The following is a 14,872-nucleotide window of genomic DNA, read 5'->3' on the forward strand; positions in this document are numbered from 1 at the left end:
ACATGACCACCCCCGCAACGGTGCTGGCGCACGGCGTCGGCGGCCGACAGGACCTGCCGATCACGCTGCCGCAGCTTGTCGTCGCCGCCGCGCTGACCCTCGTCGTCACGTTCGTGGCGCTGGGCCTGCTCTGGCGCGAACCCCGGCTCGACCGGGACGCCGTCGGCGGTCGCCCGGTGCCGCGCTGGCTCGCCCGGCTCATCGACGCGCCCGCGTTCCGGTGGGCGCTGCGCGGACTCGGCCTGCTCGCCGCCGCCTGGTTCTGCCTCGGTCTGCTGGGCGGGCCGGACATCGCCGACAACCCGACGGCAGGTGCGCTCTACGTGCTGCTCTGGGTCGGCCTGGCGCCCCTGTCGCTGCTGCTCGGCCCCGTCTGGCGGGCGCTCAACCCGCTGCGTACCGTGCACCTGCTCGCCACGCTGGCGCTGCGCCGCGACCCGGACCGCGGGCTTCGTGAGCTGCCGCCCGGTGTGGGCCTGTGGCCGGCCGCCGCCACGCTGTTCGGGTTCGTCTGGCTGGAGCTCGTCGCACCCGACCGGGCCACCCTGCCGGTCATCACCGCCTGGCTCGCCGCGTACGCGGTGGTCCTGCTGGCCGGGGCGGCGCTGTTCGGCGCCGCCTGGTTCGACCACGCCGACCCGTTCGAGACGTACAGCTCCCTGATCGGTCAGCTCGCCCCGATCGGCCGCGCCGCGGACGGCGTGCTGGTCTGGCGCAACCCGCTCGACGGGATCGCCGGGCTGCGCCCCCGCCCCGGGCTGGTCGCCGTGGTGATCGTGCTGCTCGGCTCGACCATGTACGACAGCCTCTCCAACGCGCCGGCCTGGTTGCGCTTCGGCCAGGAGAACGGCCTGCACCCGGCGGCCACCGGCAGCGGCGGGCTGGTCCTGGTCATCGCCGCCGTCGCGGTGGCGTACCTGCTCGCCACCGCTGCGGCGGCGCGCATCGGCCGGGCCGACCCGGCCGACGCCCGGGCGGTGCCGGGCGAGATCGCCCACTCGATCGTGCCGATCGCGGTGGGCTACGTGGTGGCGCACTACTACTCGCTGCTGATCCTGGAAGGCCAACGCACCGTCGCGCTGCTCTCCGACCCGCTGGGCACCGGCGCCAACTGGCTCGGCACCGCCGGCTGGGAGCCGCACACCGGGCTGGTCACGCCCTCCGGGGTGGCCACCCTCCAGATCACCGTCATCATCCTGGGACACCTGGTCGGCACGCTGCTCGCCCACGACCGCGCCCTGTACCTGTTCCCCAGGGCTCGGGCGGTGGCCGGTCAACTCCCGCTGCTGGCGCTGATGGTCGCGTACACCGTCGGCGGTCTGCTGCTGCTCTACGCGGGGTAGTCCCGTCCGGCTCCGACCAGTGCGTCATGATGACCCGTGGACACCGATCTTCAGCACTACCTCGACGACCTGGTCGCCGCCGCCCGCGACGTGCTCGGAGCCGACCTGGTCGGCGCGTACGCGGCCGGTTCGGTGGGGCTCGGCGCGTACCAGGCCGGCCGCAGCGACGTGGACGTGGCGCTGGTCAGCGCCGGGCCGCTCAGCGACGGCACCAAACGGACGCTGGTGGCCCGGCTGCGGCACGAAGCCCTGCCCTGCCCGGCGCGCGGGCTGGAGCTGGTCGCGTACCGGCGTGCGGTGGCCGCCTCCGGGACCCCCGAGCCGGGCTTCGAGGTCGAACTGAACACCGGCCCCGGCATGCCGTTCCGGTGCACCCTCGACCCCGCCGACCGGCCGGCCGCTGACGGCCGCTTCTGGTACGGCCTCGACCGCAGCATCCTGCACCAGAGTGGACTGCCGCTGCTCGGCCCGCCGGCGCGGCAGGTCTTCGCCGACCTCGCCCCCGCCGACCTGCGCCGCCTGCTCGTCGACGCGCTCACCTGGTGGCTGGCCCTACCGACACCGCCGGACGACCAACCCGCACCCGGCACGGAGGACGCCGTGCTCGGCGCCTGCCGGTCGCTGGTGCGCCACCGCGACGGCGTCTGGCTGGCCAAGGTCGCGGCCGGTCAGCGGCTGATCGCCGCCGACGACCCGGCCGAGGTGATCCGTCAGGCGATCGCCGCACGGCACGGCGGCCCGCCACCCACCGGGGCGCAGGCCCGCGCCTTCCAACAACGGGTACGCGACGAGATCGCCGCCGCGTAGGCGGGTCTTGCGGCACTCAGCGGACCGGGCGGGACTGAAGCGAGGCGAAGAGCAGGTTGAGCCCCTCGGTCATGGTCGGGTGGGTGATGATCGCGTCACGCAGTGCGGTCCACGGCATCCCGGCGAGCATGGCCAGCTGCACCGAGGTGATCACCTCACCGGCCTCGGCGCCGAGCAGCGCCGCGCCGAGGATCCGGTCGGTGCTGGTGTCGATGACCGCCTTCCACATGCCCTGGGTCTGGCGCAGGGTGCGCGCCCGGGGGATCGCGGCGACCGGCAGGTGGGCGACCTGGATGTCGTACCCGGCGCGGCTCGCCTCGGTCTCGGTGAGCCCGACCCGGGCCAGCTCCGGGGTGGTGAAGACGGTGTACGGGATCACCCGGTCGGCGGTGCTGCGTTCCCCACCCGCGAGGTTGGCGCGGATGATCCGGTAGTCGTCCAGCGAGACGTGGGTGAACTGCGGGCTGCCGGCGACGTCGCCGGCCGCCCAGGTCCGCTCGGCGCTGGTGCGCAGGTACTCGTCGACGAGCACGAAGCCCCGCTCGTTGAGGCGTACGCCGGCCACGTCCAGGCCGAGCCCGTCGGTGACCGGTTCCCGCCCGGCCGCCACCAGCACGTCATCCCCGGTCACCAGGCTGCCGTCGTCGAGCGTCACCCGGAGCGTGCCGTCGACGTCACGGTCGACGCGGGCGACGGCGATGCCGACGCGGACGTCGATGCCGTCGTCGAGGAACACGCGCAGCACCGCGTCGCTCATGTCGGGATCCTCCCGGGGGAGCAGCCGCGGGCCGCCCTCGACGAGCGTCACCGCGCTGCCGAACGACGCGAACATCTGCGCGAACTCCATCCCGACGGTGCCGCCGCCGAGCACCACCAGTCGGGCCGGCAGCCGATCCAGATGCAGCAGCTCGTCGCTTGTCAGCACCCCGGCCTCGGCCATCCCGGGCACCGAGGGCAGATGCGGACGCGTACCCGTGTTGATGACCACGTCGTCGCCGCGCAGCAGCCGCTCACCGCCGTCGGCGAGGGACACCCGCACGGTCCGGGGGCCGACGAACCGGGCCTCGCCGATCACCAGGTGCAGGCCGGAGTCGAGGAACTGCTGCCGGTTGGCGGCCACCATCCCCTCGACCACGTCCTGCTTGTGCGCGCGCAGCAGGTCCACGTCGACCCGGCCGCCGTCGACCGTCAGGCCGAGCGCGGACGCGTCACGTAGCAGGCGCGCCGCCCGTGCGCTGGTCACCAGGGCCTTCGTCGGGATGCACGCGACGTTGATGCAGCTGCCGCCGATCATGCCGCGTTCGACCATGGCGACCCGTTGCCCGGAGCGGGCGACGTCCATGCTCAACGTCTTCCCGGCCTTGCCGCCGCCCACCACGAGCAGGTCGAACTCCTCCGGTTGGTCGGTCACCGGGTGCTCCTCTCGGTCACCGGGCAGACCGGCGGCCACCGCTGGTGCGCGGCGGCCAGCCCAGCCTGCCAGTTGAGAGCAGGTCGGCGGCCCCGTTCCGCGCAGAATCGTCCCAGGTCGCCGCCGTCGAAGGCGGTCGTCAAGGTTTCCGGGTCGGCACCGCTCTCGACGTGGTCAGGGCGGGCGGTGCCAGTGTTGGTAGGGGATCATGCGTGGATGGGTGACGTCCCGCTTCGGTTCCGGGCCCGGGTCCGCCACGAGCCGGACCGCTCCTACGCGGTGCTTGTCGAAGGACCCGAAGAGGAGGCGTACGTCGGCACCACCCGCAGCACGAGGGAGGTGCGCACGCTGGCCCGCGAGGGCGCGGCGCGACTGTTCGACGTGCCGCCGGATCGGATCGCCGAGCGGCACCTGGACGTGGAGATCCCGCAGCCGCCGTACGGGCGCGACGGCCAGTGGGTGCGGATCATCTCGGCCGGTGCATCCACCGCCGAGGAGGACCTCGCCGACCTCGGGGTGGCGGGGCAGGCGCACTGGTTCGGGCACGAGGGTGCCTGGTTCGTCACGGTGGCCGGCTCCGGCACCGCCATCCACCCCAGCGAGCACCTCGACTTCACCCCGGTCCTCACCGCTGCGGAGGTCGCCGAGCTGCGGAGCTATCTGGCTCGGTCAGCCCCACCTCCCTCGTGAGGCGGGGCGTCGGCCGACGAGGCACCGGTCCGGGGTGCGGCCGCGCTGTTCTGGGCAATCAGAGCCATCCACCTCTCCTGCGTCGACCGGGAGGGCGAGCGCTGATTCACACGGCCACCACGGCGCGGTTGATCGTGTCCAGTTCGGTGGCTGGCGATCGGGTTGTCGTCCCGGGACCGTGCGAGTTCGCTGCGGACCCGGGACGACCGTGGTCGAGGTCAGTGCCGGGCCGCGCCGTTCTCGCTGACCGGCTGTCCGAAGGCGAGGAACGGCACGGGCGTCGGGGCGTCCGGTCGGGTGAAGATCCGCTCGGGCTCCTGGACGTGCCCGTCGGGGCCGGTCGCCCGGTCGGCGGACGCGGTCACCGGCTCGTCCACCGTGGTCGGTCGGTCGGAGCGCTCACCGTCGGACGGGTCGGCACCGGACCGGTCGCCCCTCGACTGATCAGTAACGGACTGGTCGTTGCCGGGTTGGTCGCTCTCGGCCCGCCCGCCCCCGTCCCGGTCGACGAAGGGCCGGTCGGTGCTCGGCCGGTCAGCGGTCGGCCGGTCGAGGTGGGACCGGGTGCCGACCATAGGGTACTCGGCGGTCTCCGGACCACCGGCTGCCGCCGCCATGACCGCGGCGGCGGCGAGGTCGGCGACCCGCTTCGCCTCGCGCTGCACCCGGGCGCGTACCTCCTTGGCGTGCCGCTCGGCGGAGTCGCCGGCGCGACGGGCCTCCTCCAGCCGGGCGCTCTCGGCGGTGAGGTCCCGGCGGACCTCGCTGAGCCGCTGCTGCATCCGCGACAGCTCGTTCTCCAGCGTCTCACCCTCCTGCTGGATCTCCGCGAGCTGCTGGCGGGCGGTGTCCAGTTCGGCGTGCAGCTCCTCGGCCTCCTGCCGGCGCTCCTCGATGTCCTGCTGGAGGGCGGTGAGTTGCTCCTGGTGACTGGCAGCCTGCTCGTCGGCCCGGTTACGCAGTTCGGTGACGTGCTGCTCGGCCTCGGCCAGCAGAGCGGCGATCTGCTGCTCGGTGGCGCTGCGCTGCTCGGCGAGCTCCTGCTCGGTGGCTGCCTGCTGCTCGGCGATGTCCTGCTCGGCGGCGGTCCGCCGCTCGTTGACCTCCCGCTCCACGCTGGCCTGCCACTGGGCCATCTCCTGCTGGTTCTTGGCGCGGGCCGACTGGAGTTCCTGCTGGATCTGGGTACGGGCCGACTTCATCAGCGCGTCGGCGGCGACCCGGGTCTGGTTGAGCTGCTGGGCGCTCTGCTCGGTGATCCGTTTCGCCTCGTGCTGGGCGCGCTCGTGGGCGGCCTCACCGTCGGCGCGCAACTGCTCGGCGTGCTCGCGGATCGCGGTCAACTCGGCCTCGGCCAGCGTGCGCCGCTCCTCGTGCGCCTGCTCCTGTTCGGAACGTCGCGTCGCCAACTCCTCGGACAGGTCCTGCCGTGCCTGCGCGGCCCGCTCCCGGGTGTCGGTGAGGATCCGCTCCGACTCGCTGCGCAACTCGTTCGCCCGGTCGGTGGCCGACTCGATGATCATCGCGGCCTGCTTGTCGGCGAGCGTCATGATCTCGGCGACCATCGGACCCAGATCGTGGATCGAGGCGCGGTCCACCTGCACTGGTTGCTCCCGCATCTCGGCCAGTTCGGTGCGCAACCGCTGCACCTCGGCGGTCAGCTCCCGGACCCGGACCGCGGAGCGGCCGTGCTCGCCGCTCAGCATCGTGATCTGGCCGTCGAGCTGCTCCAGGTGCCGGTCCACCTGGCGTTTGTCATAGCCGCGCAGGGCGAGCTCGAAGCTCGGCCGCGAGGCCGCATCGTCGCGTGCTGCGTGCGGCTCAGCGCCGATGGACATGCACCATCCTCCGTACGATCGGGGGCGTGCGGGTGGGCGGTCGCCTGCCCCGCGGGCCGTCAGTGTGGCGCAACGCTACCGCCGAGCCCACCACATGCGAAGTCCCGCCCCACCACGTCTCGTATCGTCCCCCGCTCCCGCATCGATCATGGAGTTGTGGTGGCTGACATAGGTGGTGGACCACCATCATTCCGGCACCACCACTCCATGATCGACGGGTTTCGGGTGGGGCTAGCGGCGGCGGGCCAGCAGGACCGCGTCGTGCAGGGTGAGGGGCTGGCCGTCCGGGTCGTTGGCTGGGCGGGGGCGGGCCTCAGCGGTCAGCACCTCCCAAACCGTCGGGTCCAGGGTGGCGGCCACGTCCTCCGCGGTGAACATCATGTCCGGCATGTGCATCCGGCGCGCCGACGTCCACAGATCCGACGGGTGGTGCCCGACGATCAGCAGAAGGCCTCCCGGCACCACCGCCTCGGCCAGCCGGGCGAACAACTCCCGCCGCTGCACCGGGGGCAGGTGCATGAACTGCGACGACACCAGGTCGTACGCCTGCTCGGCGGGCGGCTTGTCGCGCAGGTCGGCATGGGTGAACTCGATCCGGTCGCCGACGCCGACGGTGTCGGCGTGCGTGGCGGCCCGGCTCAACGCGGTGCTGGAGATGTCCACCGCCGTCACCCGCCAGCCCCGCTCGGCCAGCCACACCGCGTCACCGCCCTCACCGCTGCCCACGTCCAGCGCGCGCCCCGGCGTCAGGTCCGCGACCTCGGCGACCAACTGCGGGTTGGGCCGGCCGCTCCACACCGAGGGCCGGGACTGGTAGCGCTCCTCCCACGCCGGCTCCTCGAACGCCGTGGCCACCACCTGGCGGTACGCGGTCACCGCCACACGGGTGTCCTCGGCGATGAGATCGGCGTTGATCGCCGCGGCGGCGGTGAGGCCGGCAGCGGCGGACGTGATCACCTGGCCACGGATGTCGGCCACGTTGCCGGCCACCCAGACGCCCGGGACGCTCGTCGCGCCGGCGGGATCGGCAGGGATCTGGGCGCCGATGACGTGCTCGCCCATCATCAGCTCTTCCGGGGCGAGGCCCAGCCCCACCAGCAGGCTGGCGCGAGGAGTCAGCCGTGTCGCGACCACCACCGCGTCCAGCGCCACCACCCGGCCGTCGGTCAGCCGTACGCCGGTCAGCTTGTCCTCGGTCACCTCCAGCGCGGCGACCGGACCCGGCACCACCGCGATGCTCCGGGCGGCGAGCCGTTCGGCGGTCTCCGCATCCGGCGCCGGAGCGTCGTGCAGGAGGAGCAGCACGCTGGAACTCCACTGTCGCCACATCTCGGCCTGGTGCACGGCCAGCGGCCCGGTCGCCAGCACGCCGATGCGCCGGTCCCGGACCTCCCAGCCATGGCAGTACGGGCAGTGCAGCACGTCGCGGCCCCACCGCTCGGCCACGCCGGGCACGTCGGGCAGCTCGTCGGTCAGCCCGGTGGTCACCAGCAGCCGACGGGCCCGCACCGCACTCCCGTCGTCGAGGTCGAGCCGGAATCCGTCGTCCTCGCGGGTCGCGGTCTCCACCCGTCCGGCGCGGAACTGCCCGCCGTACCCGGCGACCTCGGCCCGCCCGACCGCGAGCAGCTCGCCCGGCGGCGTTCCCTCCCGTCCCAGGTAGTTGTGCACGTGGCCGGCGGGCGCGTTGCGCGGCTCGCCGGCGTCGATCACCAGCACCGACCGTCGCGCCCGGCTCAGCGCCAGGGCTCCGCTGAGCCCCGCGGCGCCGCCGCCCACCACCACCACGTCGTATGTCTCGTCCACCGGTATCTCCCTCTGACCTCGTCGGCTGAGCCCACCATCCGTCGTCTCCGGCAAAGTGGCAACTAATCTTGCTGTTATGGCAAACGAGGACACTGCCGCGCTGGCGGCCGTCGGCCCACGACTGCGCGCTCTGCGCCACCAACGCGGGACCACCCTGACGCAGCTCGCCGACCTGACCGGCATCTCCGTGAGCACCCTGTCCCGGCTGGAGTCCGGCAGTCGCCGGCCCACCCTGGAGCTGCTGCTCCCGCTGGCCCGTGCCTACCAGGTGGCGTTGGACGAGCTGGTGGACGCGCCGGCCACCGGCGACCCCCGGGTCCGCCCCAAGCCGATCGTCATCCACGGCATCACGTTCCTGCCGCTGACCCGCCGACCGGGTGGCCTGCGGGCGTTCAAACAGATCTTCCCGCCGGATCCGACGGCGGGGGAGCGGACCCCGCAGACCCACGAGGGGTACGAGTGGCTCTACGTGCTCTCCGGCCGGCTGCGCCTGCTGCTCGGCGACCGCGACCTGACCCTGGCCCCGGGCGAGGTGGCCGAGTTCGACACCCGCATCCCGCACCTCGTGCTCAACCCCGGGCCCGGTGTCGCCGAGGCCCTCAGCCTCTTCGGGCCGCAGGGCGAGCGGCTGCACGTCCGGGCCCGACCGTCCTGATCCACAGATCTACCTTGGCGGCCTGTTCGTACCCTCCGGGCATGACCACGGGAGGGGCGAGCGGGCTGAGTTCGGTGCAGGGCTACTACTGGCACGCCGTCCTGCTCGGAAATCGCTCGCTGGCGCGTCGCCTGCAATCGAGGGCGTTCCTGGACCGACGAGCCTTGGGGGGTGTGGTGAGGGGGATGTTCCGGGTCGCGCTCGAATGGCTCGACCCCGACCCACGCAACCATGCCGAGATTCGCCAGTTCGCCGAGCGGGTGACCAGGTACACCTACGCGACGTACGGCGTGCCCGCGGATGAGGTGTCGCAACTCATGCTTCGGGAGATGGGAGAGGTGCCGGACGACGACGTCCCATCCGCGCATCCGGGCATCGCGGAGTTGGTGGTGGTCATGACCGCCGTGCGTGATCTGGAGCTCAAGCCCGGCCACCTCGATCGGCTGATCAGCGGCGCGGAGGAATACGTGAGGCAGTTGGGCATCAGCCTCCCCGCCTATCGACCCGGGCTCATCACGCGGTTGCGCTTCGAGTTGGCAGAAGGTCGACGGTACGGGTACCCGGCCCGGAGACGCTGGAGCGCCGAGCGAATGGGCGCCTTCGTCGACTGGTTGCGGGACGACAGCGCCGGCTGAATGAGAGAGTCCGCCGGTGGTGACGTGGCGCGAGGGCCGGACCGGTTCCCCTCCGGTCCGACCCTCGCGATCGTTCCGCGCTAGGCGCGGGCCCTACGCTGCCGGACGATCAGCAGCAACGTGGCGCCGAGGAGCACCGCCAGCAGGCCGGCGGTCATCCAGCCCCCGATCGGGAACGACTCGCCGGTCACCGGGAGCTTGCCCTTCACCGGGATGGTGATGGTCGATTCCGGGGAGACCGGTGCCGGACCGTCCGGCGGGGTGCCGGTCACGGTCGCCGTGTTGCGCACCGACCCGTGGTGATAGTCGGCCTTGCTGACGGTGTAGGTCGCCGAACAGGTGACGGCGGCGCCCGCCGCGAGGGTCACGGCCCCGTTGGGTGTCCGGTCTGGACCGCAGGTGATCGCGCCGAGGTTCGTCGGCGCGGCCGGCGCGGTGAGGGTGTCGGTGATCGTCACGCCGGTCAGGGCCACCTGCCCGGTGTTGGTGACCACGAACTGGAACGGCACCTGCTGGCCCGGCCGACCGATCTTGTCGGTGCTGCTGGACTTCACCACGGCGATCGCCGCACCGCGGGTGGCCGTGACCTCGGCGGTGGCCGGCTGGGAGCGTACCGGCCCCGGTGGTTGTTGCCCGGGGATGGTCGGCGGCGTGCCGGCGGCGACGGCGGTGTTGGTGATCCTGCCGGCCTCGATGTCGGCCGCGGTGACGGTGTAGGTCGACGTGCAGGTGGTGCTTCCTCCGGCCGGCAGGGTGACGTCGCCGCTGGCCACCGGCGGCGTGCCGCAGGTGATCGCCCCGGGCGTGCCGGTGCCGGAGAACTCGGTCTCGTCGACCGTCACCGCGCTGAGCGAGGTGTTGCCGGTGTTGGTCACCACGAATTGGTACGTGACCGTGTCACCGGCCGCGGACACCACGCTGGGCGTCACCGCCTTGGTGATGGCGATCTCCGGGTGCGGGATCGGAATGTCCAGCGACGACGGCGGGGAGACCGGAGGCGTTCCGCTCGGTGGTGTGCCCGTGGCGGTGGCGACGTTGATCAGCGCCGTGCCGGCGAAGTCCTCCGCGGTCACCGTGTAGGTCGCCCGACACTGGATGTCAGCGCCCGGAGCCAGCGTCACCTCGCCGTTCGGGGTGTTCTGCGGACCGCAGGTGATCGGCCCGAGCCCGTTGCCCACGGACGGCGGCAGCACGGTGTCGTTGACGGTCACGCCGGTGAGGGTGAGGCCACCGGTGTTGACCACCAGGAAGGTGAACGGCACCTGCTGCCCCGGCGCGGTGATCGCCACCGTCGTCGACGACTTGATCACCTCGATGTCGGCGGTGAGCCCCGCCTCGGGGATGGTCAGCGTCGAGGGCGGCGAGTTCACCGGCGCGGCGCCGGGCGGCGTCCCGTGTGCGGTGGCGGTGTCGGTGACCCCGCCGTTGTCGAGGTCGGCCTGTGTGACGGTGTACGTCGCGGTGCAGCCGGTGGCCTCGCCCGGCGCGAGCGTGGTGGTCGCGCAGGTGATCGGCCCGAGGTTGGCGTTCGACGACGGCGGTGCCTGAACGTCGGTGACGTTGACGGTGGTCAGCGTGAGCCCGCCGGTGTTGACCACGTGGAACCGGTAGGGCACCTGCTGCCCGACCGCGCCGATCATGACGGTCTCGGAGACCTTGACCACCGAGATCGCGGCGACCAGGCCGGTCTCCGGGATCGTCAGCGTGGACGGTGGCGAGTCGATGGGCGTGTCACTGCCCGGCGGGTTGCCGTGCGCGGTGGCGACGTCGACGACCGTGTTGTTGTCCAGGTCGGCCTGGGTGACGGTGTAGGTGGCGGTGCAGGCGGTCACCGCACCGGGCGCGAGCGTGGTCTGCGGGCAGGTGATCGGCCCGAGGTTCGCGTTCGACGAGGGTGGGGTCTGCGCGTCGGTGACATTTACGTTGGTCAGCGTGAGGTTCCCGTTGTTGATCACGAGGAACTGGTAGGGCACCTGCTGCCCGACCGTCGTGATCGACGTGGTGGTGGACGACTTGACCACCGCGATCGACGGGGTGACGTCGGCCGCCGGAATGGTCAGCACCGACTGGTCCGAGTCGACCGGCTCCTCCGTGCCCGGCGGGGTGCCGTGCGCGGTGGCGATGTCGGTCACCTCGTCGTGGTCCAGGTCGGCCTGGGTGACGGTGTAGGTGGCGGTGCACGTGGTGGTCTGGCCGGGGCCGAGCGTGGTCTGCGGGCAGGTGATCGGCCCGAGGTTCGCGTTCGACGACGGGGGATCCTGCACGTCCGTGACGTTGACGTTGTTCAGGGTCAGGCCGCCGGTGTTCGCGACGAGGAACTGGTAGGGCACCTGTTGACCCACCGACCTGATCGCCTCGGTGGTGGAGAACTTCACGATCGCGATGGCCGGGGCCACCTCACCGGTCGGGATGACAAGCGTCGACGGCGGCGACTGCACGGGCGGGCGGCCGCCGGGCGGGGTGCCGTGCGCGGTGGCGGTGTCGCGTACCGAGCCGGCGTCCAGGTCGGCCTGGGTGACCAGGTACGTGGCGGTGCACGCGGTCCGCGCTCCGGGGGCGAGGGTGGTGGCGGCGCAGGTGATCGGCCCCAGGTTGGCGTTGGACGACGGCGGTGTCTGAACGTCGGTGACGCCGACGTTGGTCAGGGTGTACCCGCCGGTGTTGACCACGTGGAACGAGTACGGCACCCGCTGCCCGATGGTGGTGATCGTGGTGGTCGTGGACGTCTTCACCACCGCGATCGAGGCGACCAGGCCGGTCTCCGGCAGGGTCAGCGTCGAGGGCGGCGAGTCCACCGGTGTGCCACCCCCGGGCGGGGTGCCGTGGGCGACGGCGGTGTTGGTGACGCCGTCGTTGTCGAGGTCGGCCTGGGTGACGGTGTAGGTGGCGGTGCACCCGGTCCGCGCGCCGGGGGCGAGGGTGGTGACGGGGCAGGTGATCGGGCCGAGGTTGGCGTTCGACGACGGCGGCGCCTGTACGTCCGTGACGTTGATGTTCGTCAACGTGAGCCCGCCGGTGTTGACCACGTGGAACGAGTACGGCACCTGCTGTCCGACCGTGGTGATCGACGCGGTGGTGGAGGTCTTCGTCACCGTGATCGACGGCGTCAGACCCGCCTCGGGAATGGTCAGCGTCGAGGGTGGTGAGGTGACCGGGGTGCCACTGGGCGGCGTGCCCTGCGCGGTGGCGGTGTCGGTTACCCTGTTGTTGTCGAGGTCGGCCTGGGTGACCGTGTAGGTGGCGGTGCAGGTGGTGGTCTGGCCGGGAGTCAGCGTGGTGAGCGGGCAGGTGATCGGGCCGAGGTTCGCGTTCGACGACGGCGGTGCCTGCACGTCGGTGATACCGATGTTGGTCAGGGTCACGCCGCCGGTGTTGGCGACCAGGTAGCGGTAGGGCACCTGCTGGCCCACCGAGCCGATCGACGCGGTGGTGGACGACTTCACCACGGTGACGGCGGCGGTGAGCCCCTGCGCCGGGATGGTCAGGGTCTCCGGTTCGGAGACCACCGGGGAACCACCTGGCGGAGTGCCCTGGGCGGTGGCCACGTTGGTGACCCCGTTGTTGTCGAGGTCGGCCTGGGTGACGGTGTAGGTGGCGGTGCACGCGGTCCGCGCCCCGGGGACGAGGGTGGTGGCGGCGCAGCTGATCGGACCCAGGTTGCCGTTCGACGACGGCGGGGTCTGCGTGTCGCTGACCGAGATGTTGGTGAGCGGGACGCCGCCGGTGTTGACCACGTGGAACGAGTACGGGACCTGCTGGCCGACGCTGGTGATCACCGTGGTGGTCGACGACTTGACCAGCTCGATGTCCGCCGGGGTGCCACCCGCGCAGGCGAGCGTGGTGCTGAACGGGAAGTAGTGGATCTCGCCGCCGCGGTGGTCCAGCGTACGGGTGATGACGCTGCCCTCGGTGTTGCTGGCCGAGAGGTCGGTGAGGCTGGCGTTGGGGGCGTAGATGGTGCCCTCGACCGTGGCCGCCCCCTGGGTGAGGGTGAGCGTGGTGGCGGTCGGGAAGTTGAAGAGGATGTAGCGCGCCTGCGGGCCGCCGATGCCGGAGAAGTTCGGGGCGGTCCAGGCGAAGTCGTTGCCGACACCGCTGGTGTCCACGTTGACCAGCAACGGAGTGTCCGCGGTGGGCTGGCTGGCGAAGGTCAGCGTCTGGATGTTGCTCAGATCGCTCGCGCTGAGGTTGAGCACGTTCGTCACACCGGGTGTCAGGGTGACCACGGCGTTGCTGCCCGCCGGGATCGGCCGGGGCAGCACGTCACCGTTCGGTGTGCGCAGCACCACCGTGTTGTCGCAGGTGGCCAGCCCGGCGGTGGTGTCGCGGAAACTCGCGAAGGCGCCGACGAAGTTGATCGGGGAGGCGGGTCCGACGCTGGCGACCGGCTGCCGGGTGACCAACTCGACGCGAGGTGCGGCGTCGTAGTTGTCCGACGGCAGGATCCGGGTGTTGACCTGGGCGCCGTTGTTGTCGGTGTCCCGGACGAACGTGCCGGTCAGGTCGCCGACCTTGGCGTACCCGCCGTTGAGCACCTGGAGCCGGCTGCCGCCGACGCTGCCGGCGAAGTTCACCCGTCCACCCACGACCAGCGCGGTCGGGTTGGCGTCGCCCGGCACGACGAACGACCCGGCGGTGGCCCCGGCCAGTTGGTAGCCGCCGAAGGTGAGGTCGCCACCGACGGCGAGGGTGCCCTCGTTCTCGTCGCTGAACACACCGGCGTTGCCTTCGGTCATCACCCCGAAGCTCAGCGCCTCGGCGACCGGGTTGACCGGTCCGATGTCCTCGGCCGCGACCAGCACCTGGCCCAGCGGGGGTTCGGCCGGCGTCAACGCCAGCAGAGTGTTGACTGCCAGCACGCCGCCGACGGCGACCAGCGCCGCGCCCCGTGACCTGCGCCTACCCCACGAAGAAATCCTCATCACGCCCCCGTTGGTTCGAATGTGCCAGGGGAGCGTATAGGGGTAAAAGAGTATTTGATGGGCTTTTGTCCGTTTAGCCGGGCGGCTGGCCGTAGCCGAGATCGTCCCGGGTCGCGGGCCGCGCGGGCCGGATCGGATCCCCTCCGGTCCGGCCCGCGCGAGTTCGCACCAGCCCAGGTGTCACCCCTTGTGCTTCTCCTGGCACGGCACGCAGAAGCGGGCATGCGGGAGGACTTCGAGGCGCTCGGCCGGGATGCTCGCGCGGCACCTCTCGCAGGCGCCGTAGGTGCCATCGGCGATCCGGCTCAGCGCAGCGGTGATCTGCTCGATGTGGCGGCGGGTGGCCACCAGCAGGGCGGCCTGGTTGTGGGCCTCGCCCGGGTCGCCGGTGTCGGCGTTGAGTTCGGTCAGTTCCCGTAGCCGAGCCGTCTGCGTCGCGAATTCGTCCGTCAGGGACGCTCGTAGATCAGCCAGCCAACCGTGCTCGACAGCGCGTTGATCGATGCTCATGGTCTGCCCTTCAGAAAGACGAGGAAAAAGAAAAAGGGCCGAAGCCTGAGTAGCTTCGCCCTGCGGTCGTTCTGGGATGCAACGATTCCGCGGGAGGGCCTCGGCCGGTGCGCGCCGGGCTGGACGTCCCGAGCGTGGGCACGATGTAGAGGGCACCGACGACCGGAACCCCCATGCACGCCTTGCCGCGCGCAGCCGTCACGACGCGGGCAGCACTGCCAGCCGTCACGTCGGTGACGGCTGGCGAGCGGAAGT

Annotated in this window: 10 protein-coding genes and 1 pseudogene; 5 read left to right on the top strand and 6 right to left on the bottom strand. The window is 71.9% G+C overall.

Annotated features, from left to right (window positions below; translation table 11 throughout):
• The first annotated feature begins 2 nt into the window (after positions 1 to 2).
• Together AB0O48_RS26135 and AB0O48_RS26140 are read left to right on the top strand one after the other, a co-directional pair.
• Entirely contained in the window at positions 3 to 1,343 is a 1,341-nt protein-coding gene (locus AB0O48_RS26135; RefSeq protein ID WP_365068899.1) for a hypothetical protein, read from the top strand.
• A 36-nt stretch (positions 1,344 to 1,379) separates the two neighbouring features.
• On the top strand, positions 1,380 to 2,150 hold the full coding sequence (locus AB0O48_RS26140; protein WP_365068901.1) for a nucleotidyltransferase domain-containing protein: 771 nt from the start codon (positions 1,380 to 1,382) through the stop codon (positions 2,148 to 2,150).
• 16 nt (positions 2,151 to 2,166) lie between these two features.
• On the opposite strand, the gene AB0O48_RS26145 is transcribed toward AB0O48_RS26140, so the two are convergent.
• On the bottom strand, positions 2,167 to 3,561 hold the full coding sequence (locus AB0O48_RS26145) for an FAD-dependent oxidoreductase (RefSeq protein WP_357253244.1): 1,395 nt from the start codon (positions 3,559 to 3,561) through the stop codon (positions 2,167 to 2,169).
• 216 nt (positions 3,562 to 3,777) lie between these two features.
• On the opposite strand from AB0O48_RS26145, the gene AB0O48_RS26150 reads away from it, so the two are divergent.
• On the top strand, positions 3,778 to 4,251 hold the full coding sequence (locus AB0O48_RS26150; protein WP_365068903.1) for a hypothetical protein: 474 nt from the start codon (positions 3,778 to 3,780) through the stop codon (positions 4,249 to 4,251).
• A 218-nt stretch (positions 4,252 to 4,469) separates the two neighbouring features.
• Here the strand turns inward: AB0O48_RS26150 and AB0O48_RS26155 are convergent, their stop codons facing one another.
• Together AB0O48_RS26155 and AB0O48_RS26160 are read right to left on the bottom strand one after the other, a co-directional pair.
• Entirely contained in the window at positions 4,470 to 6,089 is a 1,620-nt protein-coding gene (locus tag AB0O48_RS26155; RefSeq protein ID WP_357253240.1) for a DivIVA domain-containing protein, read from the bottom strand.
• 231 nt (positions 6,090 to 6,320) lie between these two features.
• Positions 6,321 to 7,895, bottom strand: coding sequence for a bifunctional NAD(P)/FAD-dependent oxidoreductase/class I SAM-dependent methyltransferase (locus AB0O48_RS26160; RefSeq protein WP_365068906.1), 1,575 nt, complete (start codon positions 7,893 to 7,895; stop codon positions 6,321 to 6,323).
• A gap of 76 nt (positions 7,896 to 7,971) precedes the next feature.
• Here AB0O48_RS26160 and AB0O48_RS26165 point away from each other — a divergent pair, with 76 nt between their 5' ends.
• Together AB0O48_RS26165 and AB0O48_RS26170 are read left to right on the top strand one after the other, a co-directional pair.
• Positions 7,972 to 8,550 carry a helix-turn-helix domain-containing protein gene (locus AB0O48_RS26165; protein WP_365068907.1) on the top strand — a complete coding sequence of 193 codons (579 nt, stop codon included), beginning with the start codon at positions 7,972 to 7,974 and terminating at the stop codon, positions 8,548 to 8,550.
• A gap of 41 nt (positions 8,551 to 8,591) precedes the next feature.
• Positions 8,592 to 9,185 (top strand): hypothetical protein, encoded by a 594-nt coding sequence (locus AB0O48_RS26170; protein ID WP_365068909.1) that lies wholly within the window; start codon positions 8,592 to 8,594, stop codon positions 9,183 to 9,185.
• A gap of 80 nt (positions 9,186 to 9,265) precedes the next feature.
• Here AB0O48_RS26170 and AB0O48_RS26175 read toward each other — a convergent pair whose 3' ends face one another.
• The 3 genes and pseudogenes from AB0O48_RS26175 to AB0O48_RS26185 form a co-directional block, all read right to left on the bottom strand.
• A complete protein-coding gene (locus AB0O48_RS26175) occupies positions 9,266 to 12,961 on the bottom strand; it encodes a hypothetical protein (RefSeq protein WP_365068976.1) in 3,696 nt (1,231 codons plus the stop codon).
• A 36-nt stretch (positions 12,962 to 12,997) separates the two neighbouring features.
• Positions 12,998 to 14,017: pseudogene (locus AB0O48_RS26180) on the bottom strand (choice-of-anchor A family protein); the annotation flags it as partial.
• Between the two features lie 270 nt (positions 14,018 to 14,287).
• The gene (locus AB0O48_RS26185; protein ID WP_357253233.1) at positions 14,288 to 14,617 is read right to left on the bottom strand and encodes a TraR/DksA C4-type zinc finger protein; all 330 of its coding nucleotides are present in this window, start codon (positions 14,615 to 14,617) and stop codon (positions 14,288 to 14,290) included.
• Between the last annotated feature and the right edge of the window lie 255 nt (positions 14,618 to 14,872).

Source organism: Micromonospora sp. NPDC085948 (assembly GCF_040686315.1).
Lineage (GTDB): Bacteria > Actinomycetota > Actinomycetes > Mycobacteriales > Micromonosporaceae > Micromonospora.